This window comes from Mycobacterium sp. NGS11, from assembly GCF_059813315.1.
Genome location: NZ_JCALEJ010000023.1, coordinates 49708 through 65861 on the forward strand (window position 1 = coordinate 49708; position 16154 = coordinate 65861).

Below are 16154 nucleotides of genomic sequence, written 5' to 3' on the forward strand. Positions count from 1 at the left end.
CCGCGCCTACCGCGTCCGGGTCAGGTGCACCTGCTCCAAGAACTTCGTCAGGTGCCTGTTGATTTCCTCGGGCGCCTCTTCATGGCTGAAATGCCCTGCGCCCGCGATGGATACGTAGCGGCCCTGCGGCGCGTAGCGCCGGGTGCGGTCGACGGGGTCGGCCAGTACGTAGGGATCCGCCTCGCCGCGTAGATGCAACAGCGGCACGCTGAGCTGCCGGCTCATCGACTTCATGAAACGCCGGCCTTCGTCGCGCAGCTGGCTGCGCGCGGCCCAGCGCTGGTATTCCAGCGCGCTGTGCGCGGCCGCCGGAATCTGGATCGCCGTCCGCAAATGGCCGATGGTCTCCGAGAAGTCTTCGGAGGCAAGCCATTTCTCGCAGCTGCGACTTCGGACCAGGCGCTCGATCTCGGCGGCGTTGTCCCGGGTCAACAGCCGCTCGGGCCACAACGGGATCTGGTGCTGCAGCAGCGTCGGCAAGAGCGCGTAACCCTGGTCGCGCCGCGTCAACGTGGATCGTCGCAACGCCGCCGGATGCGGAGAACTGATCAGCGCGATCGCCGACACCAGTCGCGGATGCAACAAGGCGGTGGCCCAGCAGCCCAGCCCGCCGTCGGCGTGGCCCACCAAGGTCGCCGACGAATGCCCCAGCGCGCGAATCAGCCCGGCGGCGTCTCCGGCCAGCGTCCAGCCGTCGTAGCCGCGGGGCGGCTTATCGCTGCCGCCGTAGCCGCGCAGGTCGACGGCGACCACCCGCGCGCCGCGCAGTCCGCGTAGCTGATGGCGCCAAGACCACCAGAACGACCCGAAACCGTGCAGCAGCATCACCAGCGGGCGGGCGGTCGCGGGCGGCCCGTCGGCGTCGTTGAGCGCCTCGACGACGTGAAAGCGGATGCCGTTGGCGTGCACATCGAGGTGGCGCCACGGCCCCTCGATGCGCGTTACCGACGGATCCGGCGGTGCCATCTACCAACCCGATGGATCGCCGGCAGCGCCGTTTCCGGGCTTCGCGTGCCGGCCGGGCGACGCGGGGAGCTGCTTGGCGTCGCCGGGGGCCTTGTCGTGGCCCGGTGTGAGCGCGGTGCGCGTCTCCTTGACCGATTCGATGGTCTGACGCGGCCCGCGGATCCGGCGCACCTTCAGGAAGCCCAGCAGGGCCAGCACGGCGCCGACGAACACCATGAACCCGAACACGATCAGATAAGAAGCCCAGCGCCACAGCCAGGTGTCGAGCAGCTCGGCGACGAAGAAGAAGAAAAAGAAGGTGGAGTAGAACAGCACCACTAGCGCCGCGATGAAGAAAACGCTTCCGGTGAGACCTTTTTTGACGTCGCGGGTAATTTCGGCGCGGGCCAGTTCGACTTCGGCGCGCACCAGCGTGGAGACCTGGGTGGTCGCATCCTTGATCAGATCACCGATCGACGGCTCGGCGGGTTTGGCATGCGGGTCCGTCAACGGAATCGTGGTAAGGGTGCTGGGCACACCGTTCTTGTCATCGGCTTTGCTCACAGACGGTCCTCTTTCGTCATCGCCGGCTCCCGGTCGTCGCGGTTCATGTTGCCATGTGGTGCCTGGACAGGAGAAGCCAGACGATGCCGGCCGAGCACTACGCCGCGGAGCCTGACGCGCTCTCGCCGGAGCGAAACATCACATCCCGGGCGATTACACTCGGCCAAGCCGGCCGTGATGTCCGGCCTACCGATAGGAGTGGGGCTGTGCGGAGGGCGCACCGATGCTTCTTACTGGCAATGGTTGCCCTGCTCGTGGCCGCCCTAGGTTCTTTTGCCCGAGCCGCTGCCGCTGACGTGCGCATCCCGATCGGCGGTGGTGCGGGCATCGTCATCAACGGCGACACCATGTGCACCCTGACCACCATCGGCGGCGATGCCGCCGGTGAGCTGATCGGCTTCACGTCCGCGCACTGCGGCGGCCCCGGCGCCCAGGTCACCGCCGAGGGCGCGGAGAACGCGGGCGTGTTGGGCACCATGGTGGCGGGCAACGACAACCTCGACTACGCCGTGATCAAGTTCGACCCGGCCAAGGTGACACCGGTGGCCAACTTCAACGGCTTCCTGATCACGGGCGTCGGCCCGGACCCCGCCTTCGGCGAGATCGCTTGCAAACAGGGCCGCACGACCGGCAATTCGTGCGGCGTCACGTGGGGCATGGGTCAGTCACCGGGCACCATCGTCATGCAGGTCTGCGGTCAACCGGGCGACTCCGGCGCTCCGGTTACCGTCAACAATCAGTTGGTCGGGATGATCCACGGAGCGTTCAGCGACAACCTGCCGACCTGCATCATCAAATACATCCCGCTGCATACGCCGGCGGTTGTGGTGTCATTCAACGCCGTCCTGGGCGACATCAACGCCAAACATCGGCCCGGTGCGGGGTTCAGCCCACTTCCGGGCTGAGGAGGCAGCGACTACTTCGCGGCCCTGATCGCGTCGAACACGTCGGGATCCAGCAGCGTAGAGGTGTCACCCAATTCGCGGTTTTCGGCGATGTCGCGCAACAGCCTGCGCATGATCTTGCCGCTGCGGGTCTTGGGTAGCTCGGGCACCACGTGGACCTCGCGCGGGCGGGCGATCGGTGAGATCTCCCGGGCCACTTCGACGCGCAATTCGTCGACGATCCCGTCGTGCACTTCGTGATCGCCACGCAGGACGACGAACGCGCAGATGGCCTGGCCGGTGGTCGCGTCGGTCGCCCCGACCACCGCCGCCTCGGCGACCGAGGCGTGGCCGACCAGCGCCGACTCCACCTCGGCGGTCGACAGCCGGTGCCCCGACACGTTCATCACGTCGTCGATGCGGCCCACCACCCAGATGGCGCCGTCACGGTCGTAATAGGCGCTGTCGCCGGCGAAATACCAGCCCTGCTCGGCGAACCGGGACCAGTAGGTCTCGACGTATCGTTCCGGATCGCCCCAGATGCCGCGCAGCATCGACGGCCACGGCCGGTCCAGGACCAGATAGCCGGTGATGTGTTCGCCCTGGTGCACGACCGGCGTCAGCTCATCGCCGTGGTCGTCGACGATCTTGGCCGAGATGCCCGGCAGCGGCCTCATCGCCGAACCGGGTTTGGCCGCGGCGACTCCGGGCAGCGGAGAGATCATCGTGGCGCCCGTTTCGGTCTGCCACCAGGTGTCCACGATCGGGAGGCTCTCAGCGCCGATCACCTTGCGGTACCAGCGCCACGCCTCGGGATTGATCGGTTCACCGACCGTCCCCAGCAGTCGCAGGCTGGACAGGTCGTGCGCGTCAGGAACCTCGCGTCCCCACTTCATGAACGTGCGGATCAGCGTGGGTGCGGTGTAATAGATTGTCACGCCGAACTTTTCGATGATTTCGAAATGCCGGTGCTGGGTTGGCGAGTCGGGCGTGCCCTCGTAGAGAACCTCGGTGACCCCGTTGGACAGCGGACCGTAGACGCCGTAGGTGTGCCCGGTGACCCAGCCGATGTCGGCGGTGCACCAGAAGACGTCGCTTTCGGCCTTGATGTCGAAGACGTAGTAGTGCGTGTACGAGGCGTGGGTCAGATAGCCGCCGCTGGTGTGGACGATGCCCTTGGGCTTGCCGGTGGTTCCCGAGGTGTACAGCAGGAACAGGGGCTGCTCGGCATCGAAGGGTTCCGGGGTGTGTTCGGCCGATGCGGCGTCGACGACGTCATGCCACCACAGGTCACGCTCGTCGTTCCACGACACGTCAATTCCCGTGCGCCGCACCACAATCACGTGCTCGACCGGGCTGTCGGCAGCCGAGACGGCCTCGTCGGCCGCGTCCTTGAGCGGGGCGGGCTTGCCGCGCCGGAACTGCCCGTCGCTGGTGATCAGCAGCTTGGCCTGGGCGTCGGCGATGCGGGCGCGCAACGCCTTGGCGGTGAAACCGGCGAACACCACGCTGTGCATGACGCCCAGGCGCGCGCAGGCCAGCATCGCGATCACCGCTTCGGGGATCAATGGCAGGTAGATCGCGACCCGGTCGCCGGCGGTCAGACCGAGGTCGGTCAGCGCGTTGGCCGCTTTACACACTTCGGCCTGCAGGTCGAAGTAGGTCAGGCTGCGGCTGTCGCCGGGTTCACCCTCCCAGTGGATGGCGACCCGATCCCCGTGCCCGGCCTCCACGTGGCGGTCGACGCAGTTGTAGGCGACATTGAGCTTGCCGTCGGCGAACCACTTGGCGAACGGCGCTTCGGACCAGTCCAGCACCTCGGTGAACGGCGTCGCCCACGCGAGCCGATTGGCCTGCTCAGCCCAAAACGCCAACCAGTCGTCCTCGGCCTCGCGGTAGAGTTCCTCGCCGGCGTTGGCCTGCTCGGCGAACTGCGCCGGCGGCGGATACGACGACGGGCCCGCGGAATTGCTGGCGGTCACTGGCTTCTCTCCTGTGTCGAGACTGCGCCGTGGGAGCGGCCTCACGCTTTGGCCGACTGCGAGCCTAGCCGGGTGAGGCGTGGCTGTGCGAGTGCTGATGCCCGGCTACCCACACTTGATCATTGATCCAGGTGCACCCGATCACCGCGTGCTGAGCGGCTCAAGAGTCGACGATCGCCAAGCAATAGAGGCGCGGGGGCTTGGGGTACGCGTTGGCCCTGGTTTCGGGCGGGCATTGCGCTGCATCAGTGTCGCCGTCGATGCGTTTGCCGACCTTGAACCGTGCGAACCGAGACTCGTTGCAATCGACCGGCGTCCACGTCGCCGTCGTACGCTCGTCCGTCCTGAGGTAGCAGTGCCCCTGTTGAAGGTTGGGGGCGAAACACAGGATGTGGGATTCGTTCGTCAGGCGCGAATAGACGGAGTCATCGCGTTTGCCATCGGGGCACATTGTTGTCGGACCGCCTTTGGCGGCGAGTTCGTAGGTCGCCACGGGATCCGCGCAGTCGGTGGGTCGGTCGAACGAGCCCATGCCGACGTCGAATTCACTGAAGCACTGGCCGATCTGAGGCCCGGCGGCCGCCGTAGACGGGGAAGACGGGTCGGCGGTGCGCGTTGCGCGGCCGCGCTCCGGCAGCACCCGCACGGCGTTGCCTAGGATGCCGAGGGCGAGCAGCACCGCGCCGATGGTGATGAGCGCGGTGGCCGACTTCGGCGTCCGCGGCCGCGGCGGATGACCCGGCGCGTAACCCGGATGGGCCGGATACGGCGGAACCGGGTAGCCCGGCGGTGGCGGATAGGCGTAACCGGGGGGATACTGCGGCGGCGGGTAGGCGGGTGTCCGCCGGCGGCGGCGCGAGCGCTCCACCAGCCCAATAACCAGGCAGACCAATCCAATTGCCGGCACACCGAGGGAGAACATCAAACGACCCGCCCGCACCGCCGAGTCCGAGGCCAGATACGCCACAGTCACGGCTGGATTCTAAGTTGGCGACGCCGTGCCGGGCACTTCACCGTCGTACGACTTCAGGCCCTAGGGTCGGGGTCATGTGGCGGATGCGGATACCGGTGGCCTTGCTGGCCCCGGTCGGCGCCGCCCTGGTGGCGGTCGCCTCGCTGGCCGGATGCGGTGGCGGCGTCCTCAGCCCGGATCTGGTGGTGGTCAACGGCGGGGAACCGCCGAACCCGCTGATTCCCACCGGCACCAACGACAGCCTGGGTGGCCGGATCCTCGATCGGCTGTTCGCCGGGCTGATGTCCTACGACGCCGCCGGCAATCCGTCGCCGGAGGTGGCCGAGTCGGTCGAGACCACCGACAACGTCAATTACCGGATCATCCTCAAACCCGGTTGGAGCTTCACCGACGGCTCCCCGGTGACGGCCCATTCCTTCGTCGACGCCTGGAACTACGGCGCGCTGAGCACCAATGCCCAACTGCAGCAGAGCTTTTTCAGCCCCATCGACGGCTACGACGCCGTCGCCGGGCTGACCGCCGACGGCAAGCCAACGACTACCACCATGTCCGGCCTACGGGTGATCAACGACCGAGAATTCACCGTCCGGCTGAAGGCGCCCACCATCGACTTCACGTTGCGGCTGGGGCACAGCGCGTTCTATCCCCTGCCGCAGGCGGCCTTTCGGGACATGAGCGCTTTCGGGCAGCACCCGATCGGTGATGGCCCGTACCAGCTCGCGGACGGCCCCGACGGGCCGGCGTGGGAACACAACGTCCGAATCGATCTGCGGCCCAATCCGGACTACCAGGGCAACCGCAAACCCCGCAACAAGGGCCTGCGGTTCGAGTTCTATGCAAACCTGGACACCGCGTACGCCGACCTACTGTCGGGCAATCTCGATGTGCTGGACACGATTCCGTCGAGCGCATTGACGATCTACAAGCGTGACCTGGGCGGCAACGCCGCGAGCGGACCCGTCGCCGTCAGCCAATCGCTCGACACGCCGCTGCGGCTGCCGCATTTCGGTGGCGAGGAAGGCCGGCTGCGCCGGCTCGCGTTGTCCGCGTCGATCAACCGCCCGCAGATATGTCAGCAGATCTTCAACAACACCCGCAGCCCCGCCCGCGACTTCACCGCCAGCTCGTTGCCGGGCTTCGACCCGAACATTCCGGGCAGTGACGGGTTGGACTTCAATCCCGAACGGGCGCGCCAACTCTGGGCCCAGGCGAACGCGATCGCGCCGTGGGGCGGGCGGTACGCCATCGCCTATAACGCAGACAGCGGCCATCAGGAGTGGGTGGACGCGGTGGCCAACAGCATCAAGAACGTGCTGGGCATCGACGCCGTCGGTGCGCCACAGCCCACCTTCGCCGGGTTTCGCACGCAGATCACCAACCGCACGATCGACACCGCCTTCCGGGCCGGCTGGATAGGTGACTACCCGTCGATGATCGAGTTCCTCGCCCCGTTGTACGCCACCGGCGCGGGATCCAATGACGTCGGATACTCCAGCCGCCAGTTCGACGCCGGCCTGGCCGCTGCCGAGGCGGCTCCCGACCTACGGCGGGCCGACGTGCTGGTCAACGTCGCCCAACGAATCCTGTTGCACGACATGCCCGCCGTACCGCTGTGGTACTACATCGCCGTGGTCGGGTGGTCGCCGGAGATCAGCGCCGTCAAGGTCACCTGGAACGGGCTTCCCGACTACGAGAACCTCGTCAAGGGTTAAGGCATGGGCTGGTATGTCGCGCGCAGGATCGCCGCCATGGTGCCGGTCTTCCTGGGCGCCACCCTGCTGATCTACGGCATGGTGTTCCTGCTGCCCGGCGACCCCCTGGCCGCCATCGCCGGGGACCGGCCGCTGACGCCGGCGGTGGCCGCCGCGCTGCGGGCGCGCTACCACCTCGACGATCCGTTCATCGTGCAGTACCTGCGCTACCTGGGTGGCGTTGTGCACGGCGACCTGGGCCGCGCGTATTCCGGGTTACCGGTCAGTGCCGTTCTGGCACACGCGTTTCCAGTCACGCTCCGGCTCGCACTGATCGCTTTGGTGGTGGAGGCGGTGCTCGGCGTCGGGTTCGGCGTGGTATCCGGGCTGCGCCAAGGGGGGCTCTTCGATGCCACGGTGCTGCTCACCGGGCTGATCATCATTGCGATCCCGATCTTCGTGCTAGGGTTTCTGGCCCAGTTCCTGTTCGGGGTCAAGCTGGGCATCGCGCCGGTCACCGTCGGCGAGCGGGCGACATTCGCGCGCCTGCTGCTTCCCGGAATCGTCTTGGGCTCCGTTTCATTCGCCTACGTCGTACGGTTGACTCGGTCTGCCGTGGCCGCCAACGCGCACACCGACTATGTGCGCACCGCCACCGCCAAGGGGTTGTCGCGGCCACGGGTGGTGACCGTGCACATCCTGCGCAACTCGCTGATCCCGGTCGTGACGTTTTTGGGCGCCGACCTTGGGGCGCTGATGGGGGGCGCCATTGTCACCGAGGGCATCTTCAACATCCATGGTGTCGGCGGCGTGCTCTACCAGGCGGTCACCCGGCAGGAAGCACCGACCGTGGTGTCGATCGTGACCGTTCTGGTCCTGATCTATCTGGTCACCAACCTGGCGGTGGACCTGCTCTATGCGGCGCTGGACCCGAGGATCCGCTATGGCTGAGCATTCCGGCTTCTGGGGTGAGACGTGGCGGAAGCTGCACCGCCGCCCGAAGTTCATCGTCGCCGCCGTGCTGATCCTGCTCATTCTCCTTGTCGCGCTGTACCCTTCGTTGTTCACTCACGCCGACCCCAGCTACGCCGACCCGAGCCAAAGCCTGCGCGGCCCTTCGGCGGCGCACTGGTTCGGTACCGACCTGCAGGGCCACGACATTTACGCGCGCACCATCTACGGGGCGCGGGCGTCGGTGACCGTCGGGCTGGGTGCGACTCTGCTGGTCTTCGTCATCGGTGGGGCGCTGGGCGCGTTGGCCGGTTTTTATGGCGGCTGGCTGGACGCCGTCGTCTCTCGCGTCACCGACATCTTCTTCGGCCTGCCACTGCTGCTGGCGGCGATCGTGCTCATGCAGGTTCTGCACCGCCGCACGGTGTGGACGGTGATCGCCATCCTGGCCTTGTTCGGCTGGCCGCAGATAGCCAGGATCGCTCGCGGTGCGGTGCTGGAGGTGCGGGCCAGTGATTACGTGCTCGCGGCCAAAGCGTTGGGGCTGAGCAGGTTTCAAACGCTGCTGCGACACGCGCTGCCCAACGCCGTGGGGCCGGTGATCGCGATGTCCACGATCGCGTTGGGGGCTTTCATCGTCACCGAGGCGACGCTGTCCTACCTCGGGGTCGGGTTGCCCACGTCGGTGGTGTCGTGGGGCGGCGACATCAACCTCGCCCAGACGCGACTGCGCGCCGGTTCGCCCATCCTGTTCTATCCCGCCGGTGCACTGGCGACGACGGTGCTTGCGTTCATGATGATGGGCGACGCCCTGCGCGACGCTCTGGATCCCGCATCGCGGGCGAGGCGCCCATGACTGCGCCGGCGACGATGCAGAGCGAAGCGATGAGGAGGAGTGGCGCGCATGACCACGCGTGAGCCACTGTTGACGGTTGAGGGCCTGGAAGTCAGGTTCGGCGACCACACTCCCGCGGTCGCCGGGGTAAACCTGCGCGTTCAGCGCGGTCAGACCGTCGCCGTGGTCGGTGAGTCGGGATCCGGGAAGTCCACCACGGCCGCCGCGATCCTCGGGCTGCTGCCTCCGGGCGGCCGAATCACGGGCGGCCGCATCACTTTTGACGGCCTCGACATCACCTCCGCCGATCGGCGGTTGCTGCGGTCGATCCGAGGGCGTCGCATCGGCTACGTGCCCCAGGACCCGATGACCAACCTCAATCCCGTCTGGAAGGTCGGCTTTCAGATCTCAGAAGCGTTGCGGGCCAACACCAATGGCCGCCGCGACAGACGGCGGGCGGTGGAGCTGCTCGCCGAGGCCGGCATGCCGGAACCGGCGACGCAGGCCGGTAAATATCCGCACCAATTGTCGGGCGGCATGTGCCAGCGGGCGCTGATCGCCATCGGGCTGGCGGGCCGCCCGCAGCTGCTGATCGCCGACGAACCGACGTCGGCCCTCGATGTCACGGTGCAACGTCAGGTGCTCGACCATCTTGCGCGCCTCACCGCCGAGCTGGGGACCGCGCTGTTGCTGATCACTCACGACCTGGCGCTGGCCGCCGAGCGGGCGGAGGGGATCGTCGTCGTCCACCGCGGTGTCGTAGTGGAATCCGGCGCCGCACAGGCTATTCTGCGCGATCCGCAGCACGAGTACACGCAGCGGTTGGTGGCCGCGGCCCCGTCACTGGCCCGCGGGAGCCGGCCGGCGGCCCCCCGGACCGACGACATCCTCGTCGCCTCGGATCTCACCAAGGTTTACCGGGATTCGCACGGCGCGCCGTGGCGACGTGGCGAGTTTCGCGCCGTCGACGCGGTGTCGTTCCGGCTGCAGCGAGCCCGCACCCTGGCCATCGTCGGTGAATCGGGTTCCGGAAAGTCGACGGTGGCCCGCATGGCGCTGGGTCTGCTGCAACCCACTTCGGGCGCAGTCGTTTTCGAAGGCACTTCGATCTCCGACGGGATGGACCGGGACGCGATGATGGCTTTTCGCACGCGCGTGCAGCCGGTGTTCCAAAACCCTTACAGCAGCCTCGATCCCATGTATTCGGTGTTTCGCGCCATCGAGGAGCCGCTGCGCATTCACCGCGTCGGTGACCGCGGGCGCCGCGCGAAGGCCGTGCGCGAACTCGTCGACCAGGTGGCGCTGCCCTCGTCGGTGCTGAGCAGGTTGCCGCGTGAGCTGTCGGGCGGCCAACGCCAGCGTGTTGCGATCGCGCGGGCGCTGGCGTTGCGGCCCGACGTCCTGGTCTGCGACGAGGCGGTGTCGGCGCTCGACGTGTTGGTGCAGGCGCAGATACTCGACCTGCTTTCCGAGCTGCAGACCGAACTGGGCCTGGCTTACCTGTTCATCAGCCACGACCTGGGGGTGATCCGGCAGATCGCCGACGACGTCCTGGTCATGCGGGCGGGCCGCGTGGTGGAGCACGCGCCCACCGAGCGCCTCTTCAGCGACCCCGCGCACGAATACACCCGGCAGTTGCTGGACGCCATCCCGCGTGCGCCGGAATCCGACGGGGATAGGTTGTGAAGTTGTGACAGCTGACCCGCTGGCCCCCCTGATGGAACTGCCCGGCGTCGCCGAGGCCAGTGACCGCGCCCGCGACGCTTTGGGGCGTGCCCACCGCCACCGCGCCAACCTTCGCGGGTGGCCGGTGTCCGCCGCCGAGGCGGCGCTGCGGGCGGCGCGCGCGTCGTCGGTGCTGGACGGTGGCCCCGTTCAGCTGGAGGATCTCGCCGACGCCGGGCAGGTCAGTGATCCGGTGTTCGGGGGAGCGCTGCGGGTCGCCCAGGAGTTGGAGGGCGGCGAGGGCCCGTTGGTGCGGACCTGGGAGCGGGCACCCTTGCAGGCGCTGGCCCGCTTGCACATGCTGGCCGCTGCGGACTTGGCCGACGAGGATCGACTGGGCCGGCCACGCCCCGACGGCGAGGTGGGGGCGCGTCTGGCCCTGCTGGCGGACATCGTGGGTGGCCGTACCCAAGTTCCGGCCCCGGTGCTCGCCGCCGTCGCGCACGGAGAACTGCTGGCACTCAAGCCATTCGGCAGCGCGGACGGCGTCGTGGCGCGCGCGGTGGCACGATTGGTCACCATCGCCAGCGGGCTGGACCCACATGGATTGGGGGTTCCCGAGGTCAGTTGGATGCGCCAACCCGCCGCGTATCGCGACGCCGCACAGAAGTTCGCCGAAGGCACGCCGCAGGGTGTGGGAGCCTGGCTGGTGCTGTGTTGCCGCGCGATGAAAGCCGGTGCGCAAGAAGCCGTGTCGATCGCCGACTCGATGTCTGACAGATAGCTGAGGCGGTGGCCGCTGCCGGGAAAGCGCCACCGGAAACGGCCGCAGAAATGCAGAGCGGGCGACGTTCCGAATGTTCGGTCCGCCGCCCGCTAGCACGGGACTCGGTTACCAAGCGTGCATCTCTGGGCTGCGTGGGTTGGCCTCGGCGATCTCACGACGCTTACGGTTGCGACCCCACCCAAAGGGCCGTCGGTACCTTCCGCATTTCGCAATTTCGCAGGCCCGCAACACTTCTGCCATTTTCGCGGCTATGACTCCGCGTGGGTGCCGAGCACCGTGCTGGGCGCCCGGGTCGGGAGAACGAACCTTCTCTTCCGGCTCGACCTTGGCCTCACCGGGCTTCCGTGGTTCCTTTGTACTACTAGACCCCCAGCACAGCAAGGCCCAATTGCGAATAGCGCCGAATCGGTTTTGGGTTGCGCGTTCAAGGAGTTTGCTCCTCCGTGAATCGCGGCTCAGAACGCGTAGCGGCGCAACAACGAATACGTGACCGCGCCGGCGGCCAGCGCGCTGACACCCACCGCAGCCGTCGTGGCGATGGCGGCGCCGGAAGGCGCCGGTATGCGGTCGCGCAAGGACACGGGCCGGGAGAAGGACATGACGGGCCACCCGCGTTCCACGGCTTCCCTGCGCAACCCGCGGTCGGGATTCACGACGCTGGGGTGCCCGACGGACTCGAGCATCGGGAGATCGGTGATCGAGTCCGAGTAGGCGTAGCAGTGTTCCAGCGGGTAGCCCTCGCGCGCGGCCAGTTCGCGGATCGCTTGGACCTTGCCCTCGCCGTAGCAGTAGAACGCGATCTCGCCGGTGTACCGACCGTCCTCGACCACCATCCGGGTTGCCATCGCGTGGGTGGCGCCCAGGGCACGGGCGATCGGGGCGACGATTTCTTCCCCCGAGGCCGACACCACCACGACGTCACGCCCGCACAGCTTGTGGGCCGCGATCAGGTCGGCGGCTTCGGCGAACACCAGCGGAGTCACGATGTCGTGCAGTGTCTCGTTGACGATCGACTTGACCTGTTCGACGTCCCAGCCGGTGCACATATTGGTCATGTGGGCGCGCATCCGGTCCATCTGGTCATGATCGGCACCGGAGAGCAGATAGATGAACTGGGCGTAGCTGGACTTGAGCACGGTGCGGCGATTGAGCAGGCCCTGATTGAAAAACGGTTTGCTGAAGGCCAGGGTGCTGGACTTGGCGATGATCGTCTTGTCCAGGTCGAAGAAGGCCGCCGTGCGCGCGTGGGGGACGGTGGTTGCCGCTGATGGGTCCGAGGCCGACTGCTCCGCGGTGGGGTCGAAGACGGTCACCGACCCAGCATAGGTCGGTGATTGCGCGTGGCGGCGACCCCGCACCGCAAAAGGGCCGCTCAGCGGATTGGGAGGCGCGACGCGCGGTGTTTACGCGGCTCAAGCTGTTTTTTCAGCAAATGCGCTCTTGCGTTACTACGGCTTGTCATGTGTATAGTAAGCATTACTCGGCCTGCGCCGAGGGTGTATCAGCCCGACCCCCCGGGGCTGATACACGACGACCCTCGCCTCCTCCCCCCCTGGCGGGGGTCGTCCCATTTCTACGGTCGGTTTTCTCGGCGCGCGGCGCCGAGCTCGGCTCTCGGTGCGTTGCGGGAAACTGTGTGGGTCGTCGCTGGCGGCGTGCGCTTGCGATGCCTTTGCGATGCCTTTGTGCACACTCGCGTCTCTATCCACAAATCCGCGTTTGGGACTGTCGTGCCAAGGTCACCACCGCGCACAGTGGTCGGGTGGCTAGCGGTTCCGGAGTTGATGCGGCGGGTTCGGTGGGTGTGTTGGCGGTCTTGGCCGAGCCCGAGATGCGCGCCGAGTTGGACCGGGTGGCGGCGGCCGCCGGCGTCCGTGTGGTGCACGCCAGTGACGCTTCTCCGGTCAGCCGCAAGAGTTGGGCGGCGGCCGCGGCCGTCGTGTTGGACGCGCGCGCGGCGGCGCGCTGCCGGCGCTGGGCGCTGCCGCGCCGCGATCACGTGACCGTGCTGACGCTGCTCGAACCGGATGCGACGACGTGGGCGGCCGCCGTCGAGGTCGGCGCCGAGCATGTGTTGCGGCTGCCCGTCCAGGAAGCGGATTTGGTCCGCGCACTCGCCGAGGCCGCCGAATCGTCGCGCGACGACGGGTCGCGCGGCCACGCCGTCGCTGTCATCGGGGGCTGCGGCGGAGCCGGCGCCTCCTTGTTCGCGGTCGCCTTGGCTCAGGCCGCCGCCGACGCGCTGTTGGTGGATCTCGACCCGTGGGGGGGCGGCCTCGACTTGTTGCTCGGTGGCGAAACCGCGCCGGGGCTGCGCTGGCCGGATCTGGCGTTGCAGGGCGGGCGGCTCAACTGGTCGGCCGTCCGGGACGCGCTGCCCCGGCACCGCGGAGTCAGCGTGCTGTCCGGCACGCGGCGCGGTTACGAGTTGGATGCCGGGCCGGTGCACGCCATCGTCGACGCCGGCCGGCGCGGCGCGGTCACCGTCATCTGCGACCTTCCCCGTCGTCTCACCGACGCGACCCAAGCCGCACTGAACGCCGCCGACTTGGTGGTCGTCGTCAGCCGTTGTGACGTGCGGGCATGCGCGGCGACCGGTGCGCTCGGTCCGGTCCTGGCGTCGATGAACCCCAATATCGGTCTGGTGGTGCGGGGCCCTTCGCCTGCGGGATTGCGCGCGGTCGAGATCGCCGAGATCGCGGGCCTGCCGTTGCTGGCGGCGATCAAAGCGCAGCCCCAACTCGCAGAGCAGATCGACCGCGGCGGTCTGCGGCTAGGGCGACGCTCGGCGCTCGCGGTGGCGGCGCATCAAGTGCTCGGCGTGCTCCCGCCCGCCGGTGCGCGGCGACGCGCGGGACAGAACGGCAAGGCGGCGTGAGCGGTTCGCTGATCGAACGTGTCCGGGAGAGGCTGGCCGGCGAGGCCGGCCCGCTGGGGCCGGCGGTGGTGGCCGCCGCGATCCGGGCCGAGTCCGGTGGGATGCTCGGCGACACCGAGGTGCTGTCCAACCTCCGGGTGCTGCAGACCGAACTCACCGGTGCCGGCATCCTCGATCCGCTGCTTTGCGCAAACGGAACGACCGATGTCCTGGTCACCGCGCCGGATGCCGTGTGGGTCGACGACGGCACGGGCCTGCGGCGCACCGAGATTCGTTTTCCGGACGAAGCGGCGGTGCGGCGGCTGGCGCAGCGGTTGGCGCTGGCCGCCGGCCGTCGCCTGGACGACGCGCAGCCCTGGGTGGACGGCGAGCTGACCGGAATCGGCGCCGGCGGCTTCGCGGTGCGGCTGCACGCGGTGTTGCCGCCGGTGGCCGCCGCGGGCACCTGCATTTCGCTGCGCGTCCTGCGGCCCGCCAGTCAGGAGTTGGGGGCCCTGATCGCCGCGGGTGCGATCGAGCCCGTAGCCGCGGCACTGGTCACCGACATCATCGAAGCCCGGCTCGCATTCCTGGTCAGCGGAGGGACCGGGGCCGGCAAGACGACGCTGCTCGCCGCGATGCTGGGCGCCGTGGCGCCAACGGAACGGATCGTCTGCGTCGAGGATGCCGCGGAGCTGGCGCCGCGTCACCCGCATCTGGTGAAGCTGGTCGCCCGATGCGCCAACATCGAAGGCGTCGGCGAGGTTCCGGTACGCCAGCTGGTCCGGCAGGCGCTGCGGATGCGGCCCGACCGCATCGTGGTCGGCGAGGTCAGGGGCGCCGAGGTGGTGGACCTGCTGGCCGCGCTGAACACCGGCCATGACGGCGGCGCGGGCACCGTGCACGCCAACAGCCCCGGCGAAGTTCCCGCCCGCCTCGAGGCGTTGGGTGCGCTCGGCGGCCTGGATCGTGCCGCACTGCACAGCCAACTAGCCGCCGCCGTGCAGGTGCTGCTGCACGTCGAGCGCGACCGCGGCGGGCGGCGGCGGCTCAGCGAAATCGCTGCGCTGCAACAGGATCAAGGGCAGGTTCGCGCGGTCACCGTCTGGCATGCGGACCAGGGCATGACGGATGCCGCCCCGCAACTGCAGCGCCTGCTGCGCGGCAGGATATCGGCGTGAACGGCCCGCTGGCCGGCGCTCTGCTGGTGTCGCTGGCGCTGATCGTCGTCCGGCCCTCCCCGCGACGGCGACTGTCGCCGTCACCGCAGCGTTGGCTCCCGACGGTCGGGCTTCGTGGGGCGCGCTGCGTCGCCGCGGGCGTCGGCTGCATCGCCATGATCGTGCTGCCGCTGACGACCGTCCTGTGCGCCGCTGTCGTCGGCGCGACTGCCGGACTGCGGTATCGGCGACTACGGCGCGGCCGGCGCGCCACAGCCGAGGGCCACGCGCTTCAAGCCGCCCTCGAGGTGCTGGTCGGTGAATTGCGGGCCGGCTCGCATCCGGTGCGCGCGTTCTGCGTCGCCGCCGACGACAGCGCCGGTGCGGTTGCGGTATCAATGCGCTCGGTGGCGGCGCGGGCCCGGTTGGGGGCCGACGTCGCGGCCGGCCTGGCCGCCGCGGCCCGTTACTCGGCGCTGCCCATGCATTGGGAGCGGCTCGGGCTGTGCTGGCGGCTGGCCAGCGACAACGGGCTGGGAATAGCCACCCTGATGCGTGCCGCTCAGCGCGATATCGCTGAGCGGCAACGGTTCTCGGCCCGGGTGTCCTCGAGCCTGGCCGGCGCGCGGGCAACCGCGGCGATACTGGCAGCGTTGCCGGTGCTCGGCGTGCTGCTGGGCCAACTGATCGGGGCCCGGCCACTGAGCTTCTTGCTGGGCGGGCGCGCGGGCGGGTGGCTGCTGCTCGTCGGCTCGGCGCTGGCCTGCATCGGTCTGTTGTGGTCGGACCGCATCGCCGACCGGGTCGCGTCGTGAGCGCGCGTCGGCGATCCGAAGCGAAGCGATAAGGAGGGGCGTGCC

14 protein-coding genes are annotated in these 16154 nt (G+C 68.5%); 9 read left to right on the top strand and 5 right to left on the bottom strand.

Features of this window, described 5'->3' with window-relative positions; translation table 11 throughout:
- Nucleotides 1-6 precede the first annotated feature (6 nt).
- Nucleotides 7-966 carry an alpha/beta fold hydrolase gene (locus AC5Y4T_RS20870; RefSeq protein WP_499917102.1) on the bottom strand — a complete coding sequence of 320 codons (960 nt, stop codon included), beginning with the start codon at nt 964-966 and terminating at the stop codon, nt 7-9.
- Nucleotides 967-1509, bottom strand: coding sequence for a phage holin family protein (locus tag AC5Y4T_RS20875; protein WP_499947386.1), 543 nt, complete (start codon nt 1507-1509; stop codon nt 967-969).
- 206 nt (nt 1510-1715) lie between these two features.
- On the opposite strand from AC5Y4T_RS20875, the gene AC5Y4T_RS20880 reads away from it, so the two are divergent.
- The gene (locus AC5Y4T_RS20880) at nt 1716-2414 is read left to right on the top strand and encodes a S1 family peptidase (protein ID WP_499917100.1); all 699 of its coding nucleotides are present in this window, start codon (nt 1716-1718) and stop codon (nt 2412-2414) included.
- Between the two features lie 11 nt (nt 2415-2425).
- On the opposite strand, the gene acs is transcribed toward AC5Y4T_RS20880, so the two are convergent.
- Both acs and AC5Y4T_RS20890 read right to left on the bottom strand, forming a co-directional pair.
- Nucleotides 2426-4375: an acetate--CoA ligase gene (acs, locus tag AC5Y4T_RS20885; protein WP_499955152.1), complete on the bottom strand. Its 1950-nt coding sequence runs from the start codon at nt 4373-4375 to the stop codon at nt 2426-2428.
- A gap of 160 nt (nt 4376-4535) precedes the next feature.
- A complete protein-coding gene (locus AC5Y4T_RS20890) occupies nt 4536-5348 on the bottom strand; it encodes an LppU/SCO3897 family protein (protein ID WP_499955154.1) in 813 nt (270 codons plus the stop codon).
- Nucleotides 5349-5431: 83 nt separating this feature from the next.
- Here AC5Y4T_RS20890 and AC5Y4T_RS20895 point away from each other — a divergent pair, with 83 nt between their 5' ends.
- From AC5Y4T_RS20895 to AC5Y4T_RS20915, 5 genes are read left to right on the top strand one after another with little or no spacing between them, the layout of a single operon-like run.
- Nucleotides 5432-7060, top strand: coding sequence for a peptide ABC transporter substrate-binding protein (locus AC5Y4T_RS20895; RefSeq protein ID WP_499955190.1), 1629 nt, complete (start codon nt 5432-5434; stop codon nt 7058-7060).
- Nucleotides 7061-7063: 3 nt separating this feature from the next.
- Entirely contained in the window at nt 7064-7990 is a 927-nt protein-coding gene (locus tag AC5Y4T_RS20900) for an ABC transporter permease (protein WP_499955156.1), read from the top strand.
- Nucleotides 7983-8846 (top strand): ABC transporter permease, encoded by an 864-nt coding sequence (locus AC5Y4T_RS20905; RefSeq protein ID WP_499955158.1) that lies wholly within the window; start codon nt 7983-7985, stop codon nt 8844-8846. The genes AC5Y4T_RS20900 and AC5Y4T_RS20905 overlap by 8 nt, the downstream gene beginning before the upstream one ends.
- A gap of 48 nt (nt 8847-8894) precedes the next feature.
- Nucleotides 8895-10511: a dipeptide ABC transporter ATP-binding protein gene (locus tag AC5Y4T_RS20910; protein WP_499955160.1), complete on the top strand. Its 1617-nt coding sequence runs from the start codon at nt 8895-8897 to the stop codon at nt 10509-10511.
- 4 nt (nt 10512-10515) lie between these two features.
- Nucleotides 10516-11274 (top strand): Fic family protein, encoded by a 759-nt coding sequence (locus AC5Y4T_RS20915; RefSeq protein ID WP_499955162.1) that lies wholly within the window; start codon nt 10516-10518, stop codon nt 11272-11274.
- 458 nt (nt 11275-11732) lie between these two features.
- Here AC5Y4T_RS20915 and AC5Y4T_RS20920 read toward each other — a convergent pair whose 3' ends face one another.
- Nucleotides 11733-12590, bottom strand: a complete 858-nt coding sequence (locus tag AC5Y4T_RS20920; protein ID WP_499955164.1) for an HAD-IB family hydrolase — start codon at nt 12588-12590, stop codon at nt 11733-11735.
- A 491-nt stretch (nt 12591-13081) separates the two neighbouring features.
- Here AC5Y4T_RS20920 and ssd point away from each other — a divergent pair, with 491 nt between their 5' ends.
- The 3 genes from ssd to AC5Y4T_RS20935 are packed head-to-tail and all read left to right on the top strand — an operon-like array spanning nt 13082 to nt 16109.
- Nucleotides 13082-14155, top strand: coding sequence for a septum site-determining protein Ssd (gene ssd / locus AC5Y4T_RS20925; protein WP_499955192.1), 1074 nt, complete (start codon nt 13082-13084; stop codon nt 14153-14155).
- Entirely contained in the window at nt 14152-15315 is a 1164-nt protein-coding gene (locus AC5Y4T_RS20930; protein WP_499917092.1) for a TadA family conjugal transfer-associated ATPase, read from the top strand. The genes ssd and AC5Y4T_RS20930 overlap by 4 nt, the downstream gene beginning before the upstream one ends.
- Nucleotides 15312-16109: a type II secretion system F family protein gene (locus tag AC5Y4T_RS20935; RefSeq protein WP_499955166.1), complete on the top strand. Its 798-nt coding sequence runs from the start codon at nt 15312-15314 to the stop codon at nt 16107-16109. Before AC5Y4T_RS20930 ends, AC5Y4T_RS20935 begins: the two co-directional genes overlap by 4 nt.
- Nucleotides 16110-16154 lie beyond the last annotated feature (45 nt).